Source organism: Marinobacter subterrani (assembly GCF_001045555.1).
Lineage (GTDB): Bacteria > Pseudomonadota > Gammaproteobacteria > Pseudomonadales > Oleiphilaceae > Marinobacter > Marinobacter subterrani.
Genome location: NZ_LFBU01000001.1, coordinates 1806205 through 1827600, shown reverse-complemented (window position 1 = coordinate 1827600; position 21396 = coordinate 1806205). Strand labels below are relative to the sequence as shown.

Genomic DNA, 21396 nt, shown 5'->3' with positions numbered 1-21396 from the left:
GGCGTTGGTGAAATACCGTATGCCCGGTTTCCCTTAAGACATAAGCCCCATGGCCCGCGTCACGGCAGAAGGAGGTACTCGGGTCAGGCTGGCGGCGAGACTCAGACTGCGCGGTGTCAAACCAGCCCAGCCCATGAACAGCCGCTGGCCGGGCGCCCAACGGCTGGCGCGATAGAGGAGACCGGCCCGCCAGATCTGGCTGGCAATATCGTGACGAATCTGGCGGTGATAATTGCCCGCGCCTGAACCCGCGAGATAGTGGGTGGCAGCGACTACTCCACTGTGGAGCGCAATGCCCATCCCATCACCTGAAAACGAAGGAATCACCCCAACCTGATCGCCTAATCGATAGATGTTGTCCGCACTATTGGCAGGCGGGTTATACACAAAACCATAAGGTACGCGGTAAATAGTCAGGGGCTGTGAGAGCAGGGGTACGGCGTTGGATAAGCGCCGCTGCAGGTGCGGACAGGTGCGCAACAATTCTTCCAGTAAGCCCTCCCAGCTGCCGCCACATGCTTTCAGCCAGCTACCCTCGGCCAATAGACAGAGGTTAACCCGGCCATCCTCAACGCGTTGCAGTCCTGCGTAGCCGTGCGCAAACAAGACCAGCTCGATATGGTTGGCGAGAGCGTCACGTTGCGCGCTGTCAACGTCGAAATGCATCTTGAAGCCGACCAGGTCTTCCGGAGGGGTTTCGGGGTGACGCCGCAGTTCGCGCAGATCATGCTTGCCCGTGGCCAGAAATAAGGTGTTGGTTCTGATCGTTCCAGCGCTTTGAACGTCGACATCAATAACAGGCCCCCTGATGTCAGAAACACTGGCACGCTGGCCACGCCAGAGTAACGCGCCACTCCGGGATGCATGATTCAGCAGGGCTTCATCCAGACGATAGCGCGAAAGCCCGAGTGCATTAAACGGCAAGGCCGTTTCCACGATTGTTTTCTGGCGGACGAGGCGCAAGTGGGAGATAACGTGACCGCCCAGTGCACCCAAATCCAGACCAAGTCGCCTGAGATAGCCTTGTGTTTCCGCGCTCAGAAATTCGCCGCAAATTTTGTGGGTGGCAGAGGCCTCACGCTCCACCAGCATCACCTCACGACCTGCCTTCGCCAGGACACAAGCCGCGCCAGCTCCAGCCAGGCCACCACCGACGACGACCACTTCGGCTGTCGTTGGTAGCATTTTTGTGGAAGCAGTGGTTTCCATGGCCGTTATTTCAGCCGTCCTACACACAGACGGAACGGCACATGCCAGCGGATATCCGCCAGAATGCCCGCTTGTGCCAGAAAAGACTGCCAATCAGCACGCCGAAAACTGCGGGCAACAGAGATTGCCCCGTCATGCCGGACGATGGGGTGCCAGCGTGCCAACCCCGCCAACAGTGAATAGCCATAGTAGGCCAGTGGATGACGATGCAGGTCGGCAATAAACCATCCATGACTTGCATGCCGCTCCATCCATTGCAGGAAGGTCAGGACCTGACTATCGCTAAGGTGATGGGTGAACTGCGAGCTCACAATGAAGTCAGGAGGTGGTGCAGGGGTGAACGTAAAGACATCACCCGTGAAATAGGCAATATCCATGCTCGACGGGGTGGCCTGCCGCGCGACTATGGCGCTGTTTGGATTCATGTCCAGGCCTTGCAGTGTGATCCTGAAATTTCGCTCAGCGGCAAAACGGTGAATCACCCGCAGCAAGTCACCTTGTCCACAGGCGACATCCAGGATGGTAATGGGCGTGTTCACAGGTAAACAGCGTATGGCCTGATCCAGCCAGTGCAATGTTGCCTGATGAGTTCGGGTGATACGATTGACAGAGGCCAGATCGGCCAGGCATTGGTTGTAATCTTCGTTGCTGATGTCGTCATTATCCATCAGCTCGGGCTCGGAACTGCGCTCTCTCAGCAACCTCATGGTTTTAGGCCGCCATCTGGAAGCGGAACGTCTCAGCGACCATGCCCGGGCCAAAGGCCATCGCCAGACCTCGCGCTTCGTCGTGATGGTTGTGACGGTTTTGGTGTAGCCGCAGCATGTCCTGCAACACAAACATGATGGTTGCCGAGGACATAGTGCCAAAGTTGTGCAGTATGCGGCGTGAGCTGCTGAGGTCGTCAGAGGTAAGCCCCAGCCCGGTCTCAACAGCGTCAAGCACCGATCGGCCACCAGGATGTACAGCCCATAAGTCAAAATCCTGGACCTTCTCTCCACGCAATATCTTATTGGCTCCGGCTTGCTCCATTTCTTCGCGCAAGGTCTGCTTGATTCGTTGCGGAACCTGACCCGAGAGGTGCATGCTGAACCCCTGGTCGCCAATACGCCAGGTCATGAGCTCGCCGCTGTCGGGAATAATCATCGCCAGGAAATCAAGCAGGGCAATGCCTCCAGGCTGCGCCGTTACCAGTGCGGCACTGGCACCGTCTGCAAACAGGGTCAGTGATAACAGGGAGTTCAGGTCTGTGGTCTCTTGCAGGTGAAGCGAACACAACTCCAGATTGACGACCAGAACGCGGGCGGCGGGATTCGTATGTACCGCCTGGTACGCCACTCGCAGGGCGGGTATGGCCGCAGAGCAGCCCATAAAGCCAACCAGAGTACGTTGTACGTCGGGTCGCAGGCCCAGATCTTTCACCAGTTGCAGGTCCAGGCCCGGCGCTGTGAAGCCTGTACATGATGCAACCACCAGGTGAGTGATGCCATCCAGCACGCCCGTTGGGATTTCACGTTCCAGTGCCGCCACCGCACGTTTCGCCAAACGCGGGGCTTCCGTTTCGTAGAGTGCCATGCGTGCACCAGTGCCGGGAAAGTTGCCTCGCCGGTAAAAGCCGTTTGCATCTACCTCCTGTCCATCGGTTCGTCCGTCCGCACCCATAAAGGAATAACGATGGCCAATAGCGGAATGCTCAGCCATGCGGTCGAATACCCGACGTGTGCGCTCATCGGGGAGCATGGTGCGCAGCACCGCATTAATCGGCTGATGAATGTCGTGTTCGGGTACTGCTGTGCCGATCCCGTTAATGTGGGCTATTGTCATTCCATTCTCGCAGATTGATGGCAACTTTCAGCTCAGCGTAAAGCTTGAGCTTTACTGACACTGGCGACAGAAAAATGGGTCGTCAGATGGAATGAGAATAAACTTGAGCCGAAGGGCCGTATGTTCGGTAACAGACAGCCTGCCGCTGTCGCCTTCGATCTCTTTCGCACTTCGTGTGACAGCGAACAGACCGAACCACACCAAAACCCCATGATAGCTACAGATGAGGCGATGGAGCAGCCAAAACAGGACGTTACATCACGCGCCGCAAGGATGAGGCGTAACCAGAATTCGGAAGAAAAGGATCTGCACATGAACAGGATTGTCTATATCGTCGGTGCCGTGGTTATCATTTTGGTGATTCTTTCCTTTTTCGGCTTTCGGTGAGTTGGAGCCGTTAATGCGGCCTCTCTTTGGCAGTATGGCTATGGACCCCCAGAGCCTTATTTGATCGGCCTCGCGCCCAGCGCAGGCCGTTTTTTTAGTGCGCCTTAAACCTGCTGGCAGCCCTCATCCGCCTGTGGGGCTTGGTTACGCTAGAACTTGGTGTCAAGCTGAACCCCTGACTACATTAATCATTCAGAGATGGGAGAATGCCATGGCAGGTGGTTGGTCACGGGACGGTGCCGTTCAAGATCAAATTGATGCAAGCGTTGACGATGGCGTGCAACGCGCACGGAGCCAGTTGGTTATTGGTGAGAGCGCGGTTCATTGTGACGAGTGCGATTGCGCTATCCCGGAAGCGCGCCGAAAGGCGATTCCTGGCGTTCGCCTTTGCATTGCGTGTCAGTCAGCCCTCGAAAAGCAGGAAACCTATGCCAGCGGCATTAATCGCCGTGGCAGCAAGGACAGTCAACTCAGGTAATCCGCAGCCCTTTGCCCACGAACTCATTTGTCATCACCTGCTTTTTGATATACAGGTGAAACAGGTGTGCAACGCTTTCATGGCATTTACCTGAATCCAAGCACCGGGATCGTTCCCCTGTTAGAAGCGGAGTCTATTCATGCAGCCAAAAGAGATTGTGGCTCAGTTTATTGCCGATATTCAGGCCCAGAGTCTTGATGAAGCGAAGAGTTTGCTGGCGCCGGACGGGTTTGAATATGTCGGACCGAATATGCGCTTCCTCAGCCGGGACGACATGCTGGCTTACCAGTTCGGCATGGTTGCCATCCAGAAAGACCTGGTCCTTCGCCAGCTCAGTGCCGACGGCGAGCACGTGTTCGCGATTCTGGACTACCGGACCAACTTTGAACCGATCGGGGATGTGCGGCTTGCCGTCTGGTTTCGTGTACGGGAAGACAAGATACAGACGGTTGAAGCCTTCTATAATGCGGCTGTGGTTGAGAACATGCTGGGGGGCAACCTGCCTTCAGCCGGCTGAAAGCTATTACGATGATGGGTTGTCGGATATACAATGGCCCAAAATGAGAGGATCCCGACAACTGGCCAGGGTCCGAAGGTAGCGTCTGTGATGGGGGAGGGGGTTACTTTTTCAGCCCCATCTCCTCAACCGAAATCTCCCGCATCTTGAACTTCTGGATCTTCCCGGTGACCTGCACTTCCTCGATGGCTGTCTCGTGCGTCTTCCACCCGGTCTACCAGAATGTCGCGCTTTTCATACCCGAATTTTTACATGGTTTTGTAGTATACCGTGGAACACTCGCCCAGGAGCACGACACTGAGCAGCAACAGCCAAAGCCGACGGGCAACGGTCGGCGTTAACGAACTGACAGTGACAGGATTGGACATACAGTAGTCTCCAGTTGGGATGTGGGTACGGGTTCCGGAAGTGAAGCATGGCGATGGGAGGGTGACAAGCGATGGTTCAGTTGCCGCCCCATTACCGCGATAATCTTCTGGATCCCGTTACTCAGATCCGGCCGGGCCCTTTACGAATCCTGATCCCGTGCATGGCGCACAAGTTTGGTTAACCAGGAACCACCAGCGCACCAGTTTTCGTCGGTATCTTCAGCCGATACCACCGCCACACCATAGGGGCCATCGCTCCAGAAAGCGAACATGGGGCCTCCGGAGTTTCCGGGTGTCAGGTCCGCATGGGTTTCCATGGAACGAGCGGGGCCGAGATCATACCAGGGCTCATTCAGCGTCTTGTCGCGCTGAAAGGTCGGGCGCAAGGCGCTGCCAATACTGCCGGGATAGCCGATATTGAACCAGTATGGTTCGTCATCCCACGAACTGTTATACGTGCGTGCCGATCCATCCGAACAGATCGCCAATACGATCAGCAGTGACCAGAACCGCATAGTCCTCGTCGAGCTCAAACCAGCCAACGCTGCCGGTCACCTTTGTATAAAACCAGACCCTGGCGGTGACGGCACGGACTGAACCGCCGGATCGATGAACCTCGACGGTGCCTGCGCCATTTGAGCTCCAGTCAACGACATGACTTGCCGTCAGCACATGTCTGGGGCCAACAATGACACCCGATCCGCTGCCGGACGACGTCAGGACCTTGCAAATGGTTCCCCATGGGTAGCTGATGTCGTTGTAGATTCTGCGATCCTCCGGATTAAAAACAGTCAGAGGCCGGAGGTCTTTTCCATTCAGAAGAACACGAGGCGGTATTAGCGGCTTCTCCCTGCAGGGTAGGGCGCTTACCCCAAACCACTTGGGGATCATTGGCGCGGTAGGTGTTGCGTCAGACTGCGAATCCCGTTCGGCATCAATCCCTTTATACTTGTAGGGCTTTGGTTCCGGCAGCAACATGGACTGCAGATCTTTTGGTATTTTGCCTTTCGGACTTTTGTCGAAACGTTCGGCAACCTCGGAGGCAGAGAGAGGGGATTCATCGTTCGCTTTATCTTTGCTGGCCATTTTAAAGTTCTTTTTTGAACGCTAAACCATGGCTTCCAGCGCCAGACGGGGCCGGCGCTGAACCTGCCCCGGTTTTGTGTGCATCCAGCAAAATCGTCTTGTGCACCACCGGGGACAAGACTCTCCAGCGAACATCAGAGGCATTAGTTAGTCTAGTTCTTACTGCGGAGTGGTCAAAGGTTGACCAGTTCGACGTGGCCGTTGTCGCCGTCTGTGCGGTGGCTACTGAAGATTACTGTTCGTGGGTAACTCGGATACTTAACGCCCGATGAAATCCCTTGGCGAAACAAATCGTCTCCGATAATTATGGCACCGTCACCTCTTGCTTGCATGAGTTTGCTATAGTGTGTTTTTCCCGCTTCAAGGAAGAACGACCGGTGAAAACAGCAAGACCGCAAGATCAACGTTTTTCAGGTAAGTCCTCCCGCCTGCGTGAGCCCAAAGAGCCCGAAGAGATTGTTGTGTATCTTTGGGGGCGCATCTTTGCTGCTCTTTTCGTATTAATTCTGGTGGTGGGGGGCATAATCTGGGGCGCTTTAGAGATCTTTGGCACCGGCGAGCAAAATGAAGCGCTGGCAGAGAATCAGGGAGTGGAGGCGCCTTCTCTCCCGTCGGTATTTGTCGACCAGCCCGCGTCCGCCGAGCCTGCATCTATCCAGTTACCGCAGACCGCATCACGAGAACAATCTGAATCTGGCGTAGACGCTGTCATGCCGGACCAGACAAATTCAGTTCAAACTGAAGTGGTCGAGACGCCTGTCGCCGTGTCCGAAACTGCATCGGTAGAGCCCGCCTCCCTTCCGGCGCCGGCGGCAGGAGAATCCGAACCGTCCCGGGAAGATGCTGCCTCCATCGAGCTCCTTTCTGATCACATAATCCGGGCGCAACTGAGTACCGGCCTGGAGGAAAAAGAGCCAATTGACGAAATCCCGAACGTTTTGACGATGAACAGTGACGGACTGATCCGAATTTACCTGTTTACCGAAATCCAGGGCATGGAAGGTCAGTTGCACTTCCACGACTGGTACCTGGAGGATGAACGGGTTGCGCGAGTGGAAATCAGGCCGTCGGTTGACCCCATGCGCGCATCCTCAGCCAAGTATATCGACCGACACATGGTGGGAGACTGGAGAGTTGAGGTGGTCACAGAGGAAGGCGAGCTTTTGGCGAAAGGGGAGTTTTCGGTTCTTCCTCTCTAACCGAAGTTGGAAGCATCTAACCTGGGCCGGATCTCGACTGGCGGCCTCCGGTCTTCAAGAAATTCAGAGGCGGCCCGCTCAATTTTCTTTGCTTCGAACTTACTGAATGCCATATGGATTCTCTATGGGAACGCCCACATAACGCCTGGCTTTGCGGCGTGCCGGAGCGCCAGCGCAGGCGCGTCCGACAACAGCCATTGGTTAAGCTGCCTCGAAGTCCAGGGGATGGATTCCATCCAGGTTGACCGTGTTGCGGGCCACCCATAGATCGTACACATCTTGCATCGCCAACCAACTCTCAGGAGAACGTCCGAGAACCTTGGATAGCCGAAGCGACATTTCCGGGCTAATACCACTATCCCCTTTGAGCAGCCGAGACAAAGTGGAGGGAGAGACCCCCAGACTGGAAGCAAGCTGACGGGAACTGATACCGAAAGGCTCCAGGTACACCTCCCGAATGAATTCACCAGGATGCGGCGGATTATGCATAGTCATTAGTGATAATCCTCATAATCAAGAATGTAGGCGTTGCCGTCCTGGAATTCGAACGTCATGCGCCAATTTCCGTTAACCCTAATCGACCACCGGCCTTTGTCTTTGCCCTTCAATGGATGAAGTCGAAAACCAGGGATATCCATGTCTTCCACTGAAGTCGCCGTATCCAGAGCAGCCAGCTCCATACGCAGCTTCTTGGCATGGTCGGGTTGTATGCCAGACGTGTGGCCGGTCGAGTAAAACCGCTTCAGTCCTTTGTGACGGAATGATTTAATCATGAGGGAATGCTAGCATGTTGCGCACCACGCAACAATAGGGCTTAACGCTGAGCGAAGCGGCGGCCCGTCAGGGACGTCCGCCTTACGCGACTTGTATGGTTCCAGCTTCTCTGAGGTCGTACACAAAGCACAAACCCCAGCACATGGCTGGGGTTTGAGTCAGGAGCGGGATGGGGAAGGGGCGCTTACTTCTTCAGCCCCATCTCCTCAATCGAAATCTCCCGCATCTTGAACTTCTGGATCTTCCCGGTGACGGTCATCGGGAACTCATCCACGAACTTGTAGTTCTTCGGGATCTTGAAGTGGGCGATCTTGCCCTTGCAGAAGGCCTGCAGATCCTCTGCCGTAACGGGCGCAGCATCTGGAGCCAGCTTCACCCAGGCAATCAGCTCTTCGCCGTATTTGTCATCGGGAATGCCGGTTACCTGTACTTCTTCGATGGCCGGGTGGGTGTAGAGGAACTCTTCGATTTCTTTCGGGTAGATGTTCTCGCCGCCGCGGATGACCATATCCTTGATGCGGCCAACGATCTGGATGTAGCCCTCTTCGTCCATGGTGGCCAGATCGCCGGTGTGCATCCAGCCGGCGCTGTCGATGGCTTCGCGGGTTTTCTCTTCGTTGTTCCAGTACTTCAGCATTACGCTGTAGCCACGGGTACAGAGCTCGCCGATCTCGCCCCGGGGAACGACGTTGCCGTTGGCCGGATCGACGATCTTGGTTTCCAGGTGCGGCTGGGTGCGGCCCACGGTGGTGACCTGCTTCTCGAACGGGTCGAGTGAGCTGGTCTGGGTGGACACCGGGCTGGTCTCTGTCATGCCGTAGGCAATCTGCACTTCTTTCATGTTCATCTTGCTGTTTACTTTCTTCATGATCTCCGCCGGGCAGATGGAGCCTGCCATAATGCCGGTGCGCAGGTGCGAGAGGTCATAGCTTTCGAAGTCCGGGTCGCCCAGCTCCGCGATGAACATGGTGGGTACGCCGTACAGGGCGGTGGCCTTTTCCTGGTGGACCGCTTGCAGCACGGCTTTCGGTTCGAATCCCTCGGAGGGGTAGATCATCGCGGCACCGTGGGTGATGCAGCCCAGGTTGCCCATCACCATGCCGAAGCAGTGGTACAGGGGCACTGGAATCACCAGGCGGTCTTTTTCCGTCAGAAGCTGACTCTCGCCCACGAAGTACCCGTTGTTCAGGATGTTGTGGTGGGTGAGGGTGGCGCCTTTGGGGTTGCCAGTGGTGCCGGAGGTGAACTGGATGTTGATCGGGTCATCAAACTGCAGTTCGCTCTGGCGTTTGTTCAGCTCGTCCTGGGATACGTCGCCGGCGAAACCGAGGAATTCCTTCCAGGTCCACATGCCATCGTGTTTGTCTTCGTGCACGTTGATCACGGCACGCAGCTCGGGTACGTGGTCGGCCTTGAGCTTGCCGGGGGCGCTGCGTTTCAGCTCCGGGGCCAGCTCGTAGATCATTTCCCGGTAGTTGGAGGCCTTGAAGCTGTCCGCTGTTACCAGGGTGGTGATGCCGGCCAGGTTCAGGGCGTATTGCAGTTCGTGCACGCCGTAGGCCGGGTTGATGTTTACCAGGATGGCGCCGACTTTGGCGGTGGCGAACTGGGTAACGGTCCACTCGTAGCGGTTCGGAGACCAGATGCCCACGCGGTCGCCGCGCTTGACGCCGATGGCCATGAAAGCCCGGGCGGCTTCGTCGACCTTTTCAACGAATTCTTTGTAGGTCCAGCGAATGTCCTGGTGCAGGCACACCAGGGCTTCGTTATCCGGATACTGTTCGGCGGTGCGGTCGAGCATTTCGCCAATGGTCATGCCCAGCAGGGGGGCTTCGGCGGTTCCGCTCGTATAACTGGGATAGGTGCTTGGTAGAGTCTTGCTCATATCTCTGCCTCCATTGTTGTTGTATTCGAGGGCGAGCAGGTTTTTGCCTGCTAGCGACTCTGACTGTGATATTCGGGATTAGGTTGCATATCGCTGGCAATTGCCACGCGGTTGGACATGTTGTAGAAACCGATCAGGTTGCTGAGATCCCAGATGCCGCGGTCGCTGAGGCCGGCATCCCGCAGGGCCTGGATGTCGTCTTCGGTGACGGTGGCCGGTGAGCGGGTCAGGTGGGATGCAAAATCCAGCATGGCCCGCTGGCGCTTGTCGAGTTTGGCGCTGCGGTAGTTCATCACCATGTGCTCACCCAGCTGGGGATCGCCGCTCAGTACCCGTACGGCGGCGCCGTGGGCCACCAGGCAGTAGAAGCATTTGTTCTCGGAGGAGACCACCACGGCCACCATTTCCCGCTCCAGTTTGGAGAGTTCGCCTTCGCCGAGCATGAGCTCGTTGTAGAGGCGGGTGAAGCCTTCCAGTTGTTTCAGGTTCTGGCTGTAGGCGGTGAGTACGTTCGGGATCATGCCGAGCTTTTCCTGGCAGATCTGGAAGTACTTCTGGGTGTCCTCCGGCATGTCGCTGATCCCGGGAATTGGCAGATCCAGCGCCACTACGTTTTTGTTCTGGTTCATTGGTTATTCCCAGCCTTTTTGTATGGTGCGTTGGCAGGTGGGGTGCAACCTCCCGGGACACGCTGTGAATACGTCCATGTAAGCTTGACTGCAGCATCCATGCTGCAGACAGTCCCGGGAGGTTGCACCCCACCTGCCAGTTCAATCATTGGCAGTTACCGCCCATGGCTTGGCCGACCTTGGAGCCGTTTTGACGTTTTAGCTGACCACATATCCAGTCTCCCGTTGCCACAAGTTTCTCGAGATCTACGCCGGTCTTGATGCCTAAACCGTTAAGCAGGTATAGCACGTCTTCGGTGGCGACGTTGCCCGACGCACCCTTGGCGTAGGGGCAGCCGCCGAGGCCGGCGACGGAAGCGTCGATCACGCTGACGCCTTCTTCCAGAACCGCATACAGGTTGGCCAGGGCCTGGCCGTAGGTGTCGTGGAAATGGGCGGCCAGTTTGTCCATCGGCACGTGGGCGGCGACGGCTTCGAGCATGCGTTTGGCTTTAATCGGGGTGCCCACGCCGATGGTGTCGCCCAGGGAGATTTCGTAGCAGCCCATGTCGTAGAGGGCCTTGGCGACGGTGGCGACCTGTTCGGGGGCGATGTCGCCTTCGTAGGGGCAGCCCAGCACGGTGGAGACGTAGCCGCGCACCGGGATGCCGGCCTTGCCGGCGGCTTCCATCACTGGCAGGAAGCGGTCGAGGCTTTCGGCGATGGAGCAGTTGATGTTTTTCCGGCTGAAGGATTCGGAGGCGGCACCGAACACGGCCACTTCGTCCACGCCCGCCGCCAGGGCGTTTTCGAAGCCCTTGAGGTTGGGGGTTAGCACCGAGTAGCGCACGCCGGCCTGGCGATTGATGCCGGCCATAACGTCGGCGGCGTCGCCCATCTGTGGCACCCATTTCGGGGACACAAAGCTGGCGGCCTCGATGTGGCTCAGGCCGCTGTCGGCCAGGCGGTCGATCAGGCCGGTTTTGATGGCAGTGGCAATCACCGGGCCGGGCTCGTTCTGGAGTCCGTCCCGGGGGCTCATTTCCACCAGGCGAACCTGTTTGGGAAAGGCCATCAGCTTGCCTCCTCTTCATCGACTTCAATGGCAATCAGTTCAGCACCTTCGGAGACCTGGTCGCCCTCGGCGAAGAAGATCTCGGTGACTACGCCGTCGGCCGGGGCCTTGATGGCGTGTTCCATCTTCATGGCTTCCATGATCACCAGGCTCTGGCCTGCGGTAACCCTGTCGCCGACCTTGGCCTGTACGGCGACGATGGCGCCGTTCATGGGCGCGGCCAGGCTGCCTTCGCCGGCCATTTCCTCGAAGCCGTAGCTTTCCTTGTACACGGTGCAGTTGAAGGTGTCGCCCTCGTAGAACAGCACCAGCTGGTCGTTGTGCAGGTTGCCGTGGACGCTGATGCGGTGGCCGTTGATCACTGCCTGCAGGTAGTCGTCATCCAGACGGGCGGTGAGGTTGTACACACTGTCGCCCACGTAGACCTGGTAGCGGTCGTCCCGCTCCAGCACTTTGAGATCGTGGATGTCTTCTCCCACCTGCAGTTGCAGCGGCTGGGCGTATTCGGAGTTCATGCGCCAGCTGTTCTGGCGGCCAAATGGCGACCAGGGGTCGGTGCTGACCACTTCCCGGGATTTGCGCTGTTCCAGCACGAAGCCGGCAGCCAGTACCAGGGCCTTGTGGGTATCCAGTTTCGATGCCGGAAACAGCAGGTCGCGGTGATCCTCAATAAACCCAGTGGTCAGCTCCGCTTCCCGGAACGGCTGGGCGTCGGCCAGGGCGTGGAGGAACCGGATATTGGTTTTCACACCGGCGATACGGTAGTGCTCCAGGGCCTGGACCATGCGGTTGATGGCCTGGTCGCGGGTTTCGTCCCACACGATCAGTTTGGCGATCATCGGGTCGTAATGGATGCTGATGTCGTCGCCTTCGGTAACGCCAGTATCCACCCGTACATGCGCGCTCTCATCCGGAGTGCTCAGGTAGCGCAGGTTGCCGGTGGCAGGCAGGAAATCCTGGTCCGGGTCTTCTGCGTAGATGCGTGCTTCCAGGGCGTGGCCCCGGGTTTTTACCTGGGACTGTTCCAGCGGCAGGGGCTCGCCCCAGGCGACTTTCAATTGCCACTCCACCAGATCCTGGCCGGTGACCATTTCGGTGACCGGGTGCTCGACCTGCAGGCGGGTGTTCATTTCCATGAAGAAGAAGGAACCGTCCACGTCGTAGAGGAATTCCACAGTGCCGGCGCCCACGTAGTTGATGGCCTGGGCGGCTTTAACCGCCGCCTCACCCATGGCTTTGCGGGTTTCTTCGCTCAGGCCCGGGGCCGGTGCTTCTTCCAGCACTTTCTGGTGGCGGCGCTGCACGGAGCAGTCCCGCTCGGCCAGGTACACGCCGTGGCCGTCCTGGTCACAGAACACCTGGATTTCCACGTGCCGTGGCTGGGTCAGGTAGCGTTCGATGAGCATGTCCGGATTGCCAAAGGCGTTCTTCGATTCCCGTTTGGCGGCGGCCAGGGCGTCGTCAAAGTCTTCCATGCGCTCAACCACGCGCATGCCTTTGCCTCCGCCACCGGCGACGGCTTTCAGCAGCAACGGGAAGCCGCATTTTTCGGCTTCTTTGCGCAGGGTGTCCGGGGACTGGTCATCACCGTGGTAGCCAGGCACCAGCGGCACGCCGGCTTTTTCCATGATGGCCTTGGCGGCGGACTTGGAGCCCATGGCGGCAATGGCCGAGGAGGGCGGGCCGATGAACACCAGATCGTTGGCTTCACAGGCTTCGGCAAAGCCGGTGTTTTCCGAGAGGAAGCCGTAGCCCGGGTGAATCGCCTGGGCACCGCTCTTTTTGGCAATCTCGATAATCTTGTCAGCCCGCAGGTAGCTCTCGGAGCTGGGTGCAGGGCCAATGTGGAAGGCTTCGTCGGCCATGGCCACGTGCCGGGCGTTGGCGTCGGCCTCTGAGTAGACGGCGACGCAGCGAATGCCCATGCGGTGGGCGGTTTGGATGATCCGGCAGGCGATTTCGCCCCGGTTGGCGATCAGAATTTTGCTGAACATGTTACTTGCTCTCCGGAGTCCAGTTTGCGCGGCGTTTGTTCAGGAAGGCGCTGAGCCCTTCCTGGCCTTCTTCACCCACGCGGATGTCAGCGATGCGGTGCGCGGTGTCGTCAATCACGGTGTGATCAATGGGCTTGTGGCTGACGGCGAACACCAGATCCTTGGCGGCTTTCATGGCCTCCGGGCCGTTCATGGCCAAGTGCTGCAGCAGCTCATTGCAGCGCAGGTCCATGGCTTCCAGGTCATCACAAACGATATGCACCAGCCCGTACTCCTGCGCTTGCCGGGCGGTGAACACCTCGGCCGAGATGAAGTAGCGGCGGGCCTGGCGCTCACCGATAGCGCGCAGCACGTAGGGGCTGATCACCGCCGGGATCAGGCCGAGCTTAACTTCGCTGAGGCAGAAGCTGGATTGTTCAGTGGCGATGACGATATCGCAGCAGGCGGCGAGACCCACGGCGCCCCCGAAGGCGGCACCCTGCACCAGGCCGATCACTGGCTTGGACAGGTGGTTGAGCACGTTCATCAACCGGGCCAGTTCCCGGGAATCGTCGAGGTTTTCCTGGCGGCTGTTCTCGGCCATCCGGCGCATCCAGCCAAGGTCGGCCCCGGCGGAAAAGTGTTTTCCTTCGGAGCGCAGGATAACCACCCTGGTGTCTGCGTCCTGGTTCACCTCGGTCAGGGCGGTGATCAACTGCTGGATGATCACGTCGTCAAACGCGTTGCGCTTGTCCGGGCGGTTCAGGACCACCTCGGTGATACCTTCGGGGCGGCGGTTGAGCAGAACCGCGTTTTCCTGTTCGGTCATGTCAGTCTCCCCCATTACATCCGGAACACGCCGAAGCGTGTCGGTTTGGCCGGGCGGTTAAGGGTGGCAGAGAGGCTCAGGGCCACCACTTCGCGGGTCTGGGCCGGGTCGATGACGCCGTCGTCCCATAGCCGTGCACTGGCGTAGTAGGGGTGGCCCTGATGCTCGTAGGTGTCGATGATCGGCTGCTTGAACTGGGCCTCTTCCTCGGCACTCCAGTCCTGGCCCTTGCGCTCCATGCCTTCACGCTTGACGGTGGCCATCACACCGGCGGCCTGTTCACCGCCCATCACGGAGATGCGGGCGTTGGGCCACATCCACAGGAAGTCGGGGCTGTAGGCGCGGCCGCACATGCCGTAGTTGCCGGCACCGAAGCTGCCGCCGATCAGTACGGTGATCTTGGGCACGTTGGCGCAGGCCACGGCCATGACCATCTTGGCGCCGTGTTTGGCGATACCTTCGGCTTCGTATTTCTGGCCTACCATGAAGCCGGTGATGTTCTGCAGGAACAGCAGCGGGATATTGCGCTGGCAGCAGAGCTCGACGAAGTGGGCGCCTTTCTGGGCAGACTCACCGAACAGGATGCCGTTGTTGGCGATGATGCCCACGGGGTAACCGTGAATGTGGGCAAAGCCGGTAACGAGGGTCTGGCCGTAGTAGCGTTTGAATTCGTCAAACTCGGAGCCGTCGACGACCCGGGCGATCACGTCACGCACGTCGAACTGTTTGCGCAGATCAGTACCGACGATGCCGTAGATTTCTTCGGCGTCGAACAGCGGCGCGCGGGGCTTCTGGACTTCCACCGGAACCGGTTTTCGGCGGTTGAGGTTGGAGACGCAGCGGCGGGCGATTTCCAGGGCGTGGGCGTCGTTTTCGGCGTAGTGGTCGGCAACACCGGAGATCTTGCAGTGTACGTCGGCGCCGCCGAGGTCTTCGGCGCTGACCACTTCACCGGTGGCGGCTTTTACCAGCGGGGGGCCGGCCAGGAAGATGGTGCCCTGGTTGCGGACGATGATGGATTCGTCGGCCATGGCGGGCACGTAGGCGCCACCGGCGGTGCACAGGCCCATGACGACGGCAATCTGTGGGATGTCGTCGGCGGACATGCGGGCCTGGTTGTAGAAGATGCGGCCAAAGTGGTCACGATCCGGGAAGACTTCGTCCTGGCGGGGCAGGTTGGCGCCGCCGGAGTCGACCAGGTAGATGCAGGGCAGGCGGTTTGCCAGGGCAATTTCCTGGGCGCGCAGGTGTTTTTTCACGGTCAGCGGGTAGTAGCTGCCGCCTTTTACGGTGGCGTCGTTGGCGATGATCATGCATTCGGTACCGGAGACGCGGCCCACGCCGGCGATGACGCCTGCTGCCGGGACGTCTTCACCGTAGACGTTGTAGGCGGCAAACTGGCCGATTTCCAGGAAGGGGGAGCCGTCGTCCAGGAGGCGGTTGATGCGTTCCCGGGGCAGGAGTTTGCCTCGGGCGATGTGGCGCTCCTGGTAGGAGGGGCCGCCACCCTGTTGGATGGTGGAAACTTTGTCGCGCAGGTCGGCTACGGCCTGGGCCATGGATTCCTGATTGGCCTGGAACTCTTCGGACCTGGGGTTAATCTTGCTTTGCAGTATTGTCATGGTTTTGACTTCCTGACCTCGGGGAGTCGGGGCCGGCGGCAGGGCAGTCCGGGAACCGCTACGAGCACATCCATGTGCGCTTGTTTCGGGCCATCCATGGCCCTCTACATTCCCGGACTGCCCTGCCACCGCCCCCTCCGTCATACTTTGGGTGCTGGCTTCCTTGGAACCGTAAAAGGCCCCGGGAGCCGGTGGCTTGAAGCTGTTTTACTTGTTCAGGTACAGCTCTCGACCGATCAGCATCCGGCGGATCTCGGACGTGCCGGCACCGATTTCGTACAGTTTGGCGTCCCGCAGCAGTCGGCCTGTCGGGTATTCGTTGATGTAGCCGTTACCGCCGAGCAGTTGGATGGCGTCCAGGGCCATCTTGGTGGCCATTTCGGCGGAGTAGAGGATCGCGCCGGCGGCGTCTTTACGGGTGGTTTCCGCGCCGCGGTCGGCGGACATGGCGACCATGTAGACATAGGACTTGGCGGTGTTCATCCAGGTGTACATGTCAGCGACTTTGCCCTGTACCAGTTCGAACTCACCGATGGCCTGGCCGAACTGTTTGCGCTCGCGGATGTAAGGAACGACCACGTCCATGGCCGCCTGCATGATGCCCAGAGGGCCGCCGGAGAGTACCAGGCGCTCGTAGTCGAGGCCGCTCATGAGGACTTTGGCGCCGTTGCCAACGCCTCCAAGGACGTTTTCCTTGGGTACTTTGCAGTCTTCGAATACTAGCTCACAGGTGTTGGAGCCGCGCATGCCGAGTTTGTCGAGTTTCTGGTGGCGGCTGAAGCCCGGGGCGTCGCGTTCTACGATGAAGGCGGTCAAACCTTTAGAGCCGGCAGAGATGTCGGTTTTGGCGTAGATGACGTAGGTGTTCGCATCCGGGCCGTTGGTGATCCACATTTTATTGCCGTTGAGGACGTAGTGGTCACCGGCGTCTTTGGCCGTCAGTTTCATGGAGATGACGTCGGAGCCGGCGTTGGGCTCGGACATGGCCAGGGCGCCAACGTGCTCGCCGCTGACGAGCTTGGGCAGGTATTTCTGTTTCTGTTCTTCCGTGCCGTTACGGTGAATCTGGTTCACGCACAGGTTGGAATGGGCACCGTAGGAGAGGCCAACGGAGGCGGAGGCGCGGCTGATTTCTTCCATGGCGATGACGTGTGCAAGGTAGCCCATGGCTGAGCCGCCGTATTCTTCGCTCACGGTGATACCCAGCAGGCCCATGTCGCCCATTTTCCGCCACAGGTCCATGGGGAACTCGTTATTGCGGTCGATTTCCTCGGCGCGGGGTGCGATTTCGGCAGCGGCAAAGCCGTTGACCTGCTCGCGGAGCATGTCGAGGGTTTCACCGAGGCCGAAGTTGAGCTCTGAGTATTGTGATTTCATCGTTGGCTACCTTTGATCTTCTGTCATTAGTGTTCAGCGGCCTGCCTGGCTTCGTCGTTGGCCGGGGCCTGCTGTTTCTTTTTTTTCTGCAGCTCGTCCAGGGCTTCACGGCACCGGGTTTCGGCTGTCTCAATTTCCATTTCCGCTTGTGCGATGTCGTTCTTCTGCTGCTCCAGCATGGCCCTGCGGCCTTCCAGGATTTCCAGCATTTTCAGAAGCTGTTTTTCGTTGCCTGTGAGGGTCTCGTCCCACAGATCGAAAAGTTCCTTGGTTTCTGCAAGGGTGAAGCCCATGCGTTTACCGCGGAGAATCAGCTTCAGGCGCACCCGGTCTTTGGTGCTGAAGATGCGGGTTTGCCCGCGGCGCCTGGGTTTGAGCAGGCCCTGGTCTTCATAAAAGCGGATGCTTCGCGTCGTTACATCGAACTCCTGCGAGAGCTCACTGATGCTGAAGGTTCTTTTTTCGATCATGACGATTTCCTTTTTAGACTTAGGTTAGATAAAGTTTACGTAAACGTAAAGTGGTTTTCTGGTCAGATTTTTAATAAACAGAATCCTGAAAAGGGGAGCGAACGATGGAATTCAAAAATGTGGCAGCCATTGTAACAGGCGGGGCGTCCGGGCTGGGCGAGGGTGCGGCCCGGGCACTGGCCGCTGCCGGATGCAAGGTGGCCATCCTGGATCTTCAACAGGAGCAGGGTGAAAAGGTCGCTGCGGATATCGGCGGGATCTTCCTGAAATGCGACGTCAGCTCGCCAGACAGCGCCGAATCAGCGATCAACGCCGCAAGAGAGGCCCACGGCCCCTGCGGTATCGCGGTGAACTGCGCCGGTATTGCCACCGCAGGCAAGATTCTGGGCCGTGACGGTGTGATGCCCCTGGAGAACTTCAGCAAGGTTATCCAGGTCAACCTTATCGGCACCTTTAACATTCTTCGGCTGGCGGCGGCGGATATGGCCCAGCGTGAGCCGAACGCCGATGGCGAGCGGGGCGTGATCATCAATACCGCGTCGGTGGCCGCCTATGAGGGCCAGATTGGCCAGGCTGCGTACAGTGCCTCCAAGGGCGGCGTGGTATCGCTGACCCTGCAGTCGGCCCGGGAGCTGGCCCGCGAGGGCATCCGTGTAAATACGATTGCGCCGGGCCTGTTCATGACCCCCATGATGGCGGGTATGCCCGAGGAAGTTCAGGAAAGCCTGGCGGCTACGCTGCCGTTCCCGAAACGCCTCGGCAAACCGGAGGAGTTCGGCATGATGGTGGACCAGATGGTGCGCAACCCGATTCTCAACGGCGAAGTGATTCGCCTCGACTGCGCGCTTCGCATGGCGCCCAAGTGACGCATTCAATTGCAGGAGACATTCATGACCATGCCTGTTGATAAAGAAGAACTGGCAATGTTCCGGGACTCGGTGATCAAGGTCCTGGAAAAGGAAGTGACGCCGCACTACGAAGCCTGGGAAAAGTCCGGCATCGTACCCCGGGAACTCTGGAACACCCTGGGCAACGCCGGCATGCTGTGTGTTGATGTGCCGGAAGACTGTGGCGGCATCGGTGCACCCTTCCAGTTCTCCGTGGTGGTGGGCGAAGAGCTTGCCCGCATGGGCTTCGGCGCCCTGTCCACCAACGTGATGGTGCACTCCGACATTGTTGCGCCTTACCTCAGCCACATCGGCAACGAGGAGCAGCGCCAGCAATGGTTGCCCAAGCTGGTCTCCGGAGAAGCGGTCGGCGCCATCGCCATGACCGAGCCGGGTGCCGGCAGTGACCTGCAGGCAATCCGCACCAGCGCGCTGAAGGATGGCGACGACTACATCCTCAACGGCTCCAAGACCTTCATCACCAACGGCCAGCATGCGGACATGGTGATCGTTGCCGCCAAGACCGACCCCAAGGCCGGTGCCCGCGGTATCAGCCTGTTCCTGGTGGATACCTCGCTGCCGGGTTACAGCAAGGGCCGGAACCTCGACAAGATCGGCCAGCACTCCGGTGACACCTCCGAGATGTTCTTCTCGGACATGCGCATCCCGGCGTCTGCCTTGTTGGGTGAAGAAGGCCAGGGTTTCGTTTACCTGATGCGTGAGCTGCCCCGGGAGCGCCTGGTGATCGGTGCCCTCGGCGTCGCCGCCGCGCGCGGTTCGCTGGACCTGACCATCGCCTACGCCCAGGAACGGGAACTGTTCGGCCAGAAGCTGGCCCAACTGCAGAACACCCGTTTCGAGATCGCCCGTATGGAAACCGATTACCGGGTCAACAAGGCCTTCGTGGACCAGTGCATCGACCAGTACGACCGCGGCGAGCTGGATGCGCCCACGGCCTCCATGGCCAAGTACAGCGCCACCGAAATGCAGTGCCGCGTCGCCGACGGCTGCCTGCAGCTGTTTGGCGGTTATGGTTACACCACGGAATACCCGATTTCCCGGAACTTCATCGACGCGCGGGTGCAGCGGATTTACGGCGGCACCTCGGAGGTAATGAAAGAAATTATTGCCCGGTCTGTGCTGGGCAAAGCCTGATTAAGGCAGACGAACTCACAAGCTGAAGGGCCGAGTGCCAGACGCCTTTCCGGGACTGTCTGCAGCATGGATGCTGCAGTCAAGCTTACAGGGACGTATTCACAGCGTGTCCCGGAAAGGCGTCTGGCACTTGGCCCAGCACCAAATTCGAGGGCATTTAAAATGAATGGTAACGACGTAGTAATAGCAGGCTCAGCAAGAACTCCCATGGGCGGCATGATGGGCTCCCTTAGCTCGGTGCGCTCCCCGGACCTGGGCGCCATCTCCATCAAGGCCGCCATCGAACGCTCTGGCCTCCAGCCAGCGGATGTTCAGGAAGTCATCATGGGCTGCGTGCTGCCTGCCGGCCTGGGCCAGGCCCCGGCACGCCAGGCCTCCCGCGCTTCCGGCATCCCGGACAGCTCCGGCTGCACCACCATCAACAAGATGTGCGGCTCCGGCATGCAGGCCGTGATCATGGCCCACGACCAGATCAAGGCCGGCACCAACAACATCATGATCGCTGGCGGCATGGAAAACATGAGCCAGGCGCCGTACCTCTTGCCCAAAGCCCGCGCCGGTATGCGCATGGGCCATGGCCAGGTGCTGGACAGCATGTTCCTCGATGGCCTGGAAGATGCCTACGAAGGCGGCCTGATGGGCGTCTTCGCCCAGCGCACCGCTGACAAATACGACATCAGCCGCCAGGCCATGGACGAATTTGCTATTGGCTCCCTGCAAAAATCCCTGGCCGCCATCGAAAATGGCTGGTTCCGTGACGAGATCGTTCCGGTGACCGTGTCCGGCCGGGGTGGTGACACCGAAGTCGATACCGACGAACAGCCGGGCAATGCCAAACCGGAAAAAATCCCGCACCTGAAACCCGCCTTCGCCAAAGACGGCTCGGTAACCGCCGCCAACGCCAGCTCCATCAGCGACGGCGCATCCGCCCTGGTGCTGGCCTCTGCCGTCGAAGCCGACGCCCGCGGCCTGCACCCCCAGGCCCGCATCGTGGCCCACGCCACCCACGCCCGTTTGCCGGCCGAGTTCACCCTGGCGCCCATCGGCGCCATCGAGAAGGTACTCAAAAAAGCCGGTTGGAGCGTGGATGACGTGGATCTGTTCGAGATCAACGAAGCCTTCGCGGTGGTCACTCTGGCGGCGATCAACGAGCTCAAGCTGCCGGCTGAGAAGGTTAATGTGCACGGCGGTGCCTGTGCACTGGGGCATCCAATTGGCTCTTCCGGCTCACGGATCATCGTTACCCTGATCAATGCCCTGAAGCAGCGTGGCCTCAAACGCGGTGTGGCTTCGCTGTGTATTGGTGGGGGTGAGGGAACTGCCGTGGCGATTGAACTGATGTAGAAGTCCACTCCGTAAGTTTGGGGCTCGCTTCGCGCGGGAGCGAGCCCCGACAAATGCCTCCCATGAGCACTCTATTGGCGCCAATCCGGTGCCTGAAACCGCTGGTTTTTTGGAGTGGCAGCCTAATGTCACGAGCTGGTTCCGATTTCCGTTCCATCCGAAAAAATCCCGCCTGAGACGAATTCTGAATATCGTCCCGCCCCCGTTGTTCGATTTCGAAATATCAAACCGAAAATTCTACCTCAAAATGCATCTTCGATGGCGACAGGCTGTGTCATCGGGCATTTATAAATCACCGAAAATCAGTGCCTTGATTGCTTTCTGTACAT

The 21396-nt window shown here is 58.8% G+C and carries 22 protein-coding genes; 7 read left to right on the top strand and 15 right to left on the bottom strand.

The window, feature by feature from the left end; translation table 11 throughout:
- Nucleotides 1-33: 33 nt before the first annotated feature.
- Genes msub_RS08580 through msub_RS08570 form a run of 3 tightly spaced genes read right to left on the bottom strand, consistent with a single transcriptional unit; the run spans nt 34 to nt 3033 of the window.
- Nucleotides 34-1209 (bottom strand): NAD(P)/FAD-dependent oxidoreductase, encoded by a 1176-nt coding sequence (locus msub_RS08580; protein WP_082146438.1) that lies wholly within the window; start codon nt 1207-1209, stop codon nt 34-36.
- 5 nt (nt 1210-1214) lie between these two features.
- Nucleotides 1215-1877 carry a methyltransferase domain-containing protein gene (locus msub_RS08575; RefSeq protein WP_197083807.1) on the bottom strand — a complete coding sequence of 221 codons (663 nt, stop codon included), beginning with the start codon at nt 1875-1877 and terminating at the stop codon, nt 1215-1217.
- 43 nt (nt 1878-1920) lie between these two features.
- Complete coding sequence (locus tag msub_RS08570; RefSeq protein ID WP_048495619.1) at nt 1921-3033, bottom strand: type III polyketide synthase; 1113 nt, start codon at nt 3031-3033, stop codon at nt 1921-1923.
- Between the two features lie 120 nt (nt 3034-3153).
- Here msub_RS08570 and msub_RS08565 point away from each other — a divergent pair, with 120 nt between their 5' ends.
- The 3 genes from msub_RS08565 to msub_RS08555 all read left to right on the top strand — a co-directional run bounded on the left by msub_RS08565 (nt 3154) and on the right by msub_RS08555 (nt 4415).
- The gene (locus msub_RS08565; protein WP_048495618.1) at nt 3154-3420 is read left to right on the top strand and encodes a hypothetical protein; all 267 of its coding nucleotides are present in this window, start codon (nt 3154-3156) and stop codon (nt 3418-3420) included.
- Between the two features lie 211 nt (nt 3421-3631).
- Complete coding sequence (locus tag msub_RS08560; protein WP_082146437.1) at nt 3632-3898, top strand: DksA/TraR family C4-type zinc finger protein; 267 nt, start codon at nt 3632-3634, stop codon at nt 3896-3898.
- A 139-nt stretch (nt 3899-4037) separates the two neighbouring features.
- Nucleotides 4038-4415, top strand: coding sequence for a nuclear transport factor 2 family protein (locus tag msub_RS08555; RefSeq protein WP_048495616.1), 378 nt, complete (start codon nt 4038-4040; stop codon nt 4413-4415).
- Nucleotides 4416-4923: 508 nt separating this feature from the next.
- Here msub_RS08555 and msub_RS22085 read toward each other — a convergent pair.
- On the bottom strand, nt 4924-5298 hold the full coding sequence (locus msub_RS22085; protein WP_227506675.1) for a trypsin-like serine peptidase: 375 nt from the start codon (nt 5296-5298) through the stop codon (nt 4924-4926).
- Nucleotides 5234-5869 carry a trypsin-like serine peptidase gene (locus msub_RS08550; protein ID WP_227506674.1) on the bottom strand — a complete coding sequence of 212 codons (636 nt, stop codon included), beginning with the start codon at nt 5867-5869 and terminating at the stop codon, nt 5234-5236. The genes msub_RS22085 and msub_RS08550 overlap by 65 nt, the downstream gene beginning before the upstream one ends.
- A 278-nt stretch (nt 5870-6147) precedes the next feature.
- On the opposite strand from msub_RS08550, the gene msub_RS08545 reads away from it, so the two are divergent.
- Complete coding sequence (locus tag msub_RS08545) at nt 6148-7068, top strand: DUF2914 domain-containing protein (RefSeq protein WP_156182737.1); 921 nt, start codon at nt 6148-6150, stop codon at nt 7066-7068.
- A 201-nt stretch (nt 7069-7269) separates the two neighbouring features.
- Here msub_RS08545 and msub_RS08540 read toward each other — a convergent pair whose 3' ends face one another.
- The 10 genes from msub_RS08540 to msub_RS08495 form a co-directional block, all read right to left on the bottom strand.
- Nucleotides 7270-7563, bottom strand: coding sequence for a HigA family addiction module antitoxin (locus msub_RS08540; protein WP_048495614.1), 294 nt, complete (start codon nt 7561-7563; stop codon nt 7270-7272).
- Nucleotides 7563-7841, bottom strand: a complete 279-nt coding sequence (locus tag msub_RS08535) for a type II toxin-antitoxin system RelE/ParE family toxin (protein ID WP_048495613.1) — start codon at nt 7839-7841, stop codon at nt 7563-7565. Before msub_RS08535 ends, msub_RS08540 begins: the two co-directional genes overlap by 1 nt.
- A 185-nt stretch (nt 7842-8026) precedes the next feature.
- The gene (locus msub_RS08530) at nt 8027-9727 is read right to left on the bottom strand and encodes an AMP-binding protein (RefSeq protein WP_082146436.1); all 1701 of its coding nucleotides are present in this window, start codon (nt 9725-9727) and stop codon (nt 8027-8029) included.
- A 50-nt stretch (nt 9728-9777) separates the two neighbouring features.
- Nucleotides 9778-10356 (bottom strand): peroxidase-related enzyme, encoded by a 579-nt coding sequence (locus msub_RS08525; RefSeq protein WP_048495612.1) that lies wholly within the window; start codon nt 10354-10356, stop codon nt 9778-9780.
- A 145-nt stretch (nt 10357-10501) separates the two neighbouring features.
- Nucleotides 10502-11410, bottom strand: a complete 909-nt coding sequence (locus msub_RS08520; protein ID WP_048495611.1) for a hydroxymethylglutaryl-CoA lyase — start codon at nt 11408-11410, stop codon at nt 10502-10504.
- Complete coding sequence (locus tag msub_RS08515) at nt 11410-13404, bottom strand: acetyl/propionyl/methylcrotonyl-CoA carboxylase subunit alpha (protein ID WP_048495610.1); 1995 nt, start codon at nt 13402-13404, stop codon at nt 11410-11412. Before msub_RS08515 ends, msub_RS08520 begins: the two co-directional genes overlap by 1 nt.
- A 1-nt stretch (nt 13405) precedes the next feature.
- Nucleotides 13406-14212: an enoyl-CoA hydratase-related protein gene (locus tag msub_RS08510; protein ID WP_048497033.1), complete on the bottom strand. Its 807-nt coding sequence runs from the start codon at nt 14210-14212 to the stop codon at nt 13406-13408.
- Between the two features lie 14 nt (nt 14213-14226).
- Complete coding sequence (locus msub_RS08505) at nt 14227-15834, bottom strand: carboxyl transferase domain-containing protein (RefSeq protein WP_048495609.1); 1608 nt, start codon at nt 15832-15834, stop codon at nt 14227-14229.
- Nucleotides 15835-16041: 207 nt separating this feature from the next.
- The gene (locus msub_RS08500; RefSeq protein WP_048495608.1) at nt 16042-17211 is read right to left on the bottom strand and encodes an isovaleryl-CoA dehydrogenase; all 1170 of its coding nucleotides are present in this window, start codon (nt 17209-17211) and stop codon (nt 16042-16044) included.
- A gap of 26 nt (nt 17212-17237) precedes the next feature.
- Complete coding sequence (locus tag msub_RS08495) at nt 17238-17681, bottom strand: MerR family transcriptional regulator (protein ID WP_048495607.1); 444 nt, start codon at nt 17679-17681, stop codon at nt 17238-17240.
- Nucleotides 17682-17785: 104 nt separating this feature from the next.
- On the opposite strand from msub_RS08495, the gene msub_RS08490 reads away from it, so the two are divergent.
- The 3 genes from msub_RS08490 (at nt 17786) to msub_RS08480 (ending at nt 21067) form a co-directional block, all read left to right on the top strand.
- On the top strand, nt 17786-18547 hold the full coding sequence (locus msub_RS08490; protein WP_048495606.1) for an SDR family NAD(P)-dependent oxidoreductase: 762 nt from the start codon (nt 17786-17788) through the stop codon (nt 18545-18547).
- Nucleotides 18548-18571: 24 nt separating this feature from the next.
- Complete coding sequence (locus msub_RS08485; protein ID WP_048495605.1) at nt 18572-19723, top strand: acyl-CoA dehydrogenase family protein; 1152 nt, start codon at nt 18572-18574, stop codon at nt 19721-19723.
- 162 nt (nt 19724-19885) lie between these two features.
- Entirely contained in the window at nt 19886-21067 is a 1182-nt protein-coding gene (locus msub_RS08480) for a thiolase family protein (RefSeq protein ID WP_048495604.1), read from the top strand.
- Nucleotides 21068-21396 lie beyond the last annotated feature (329 nt).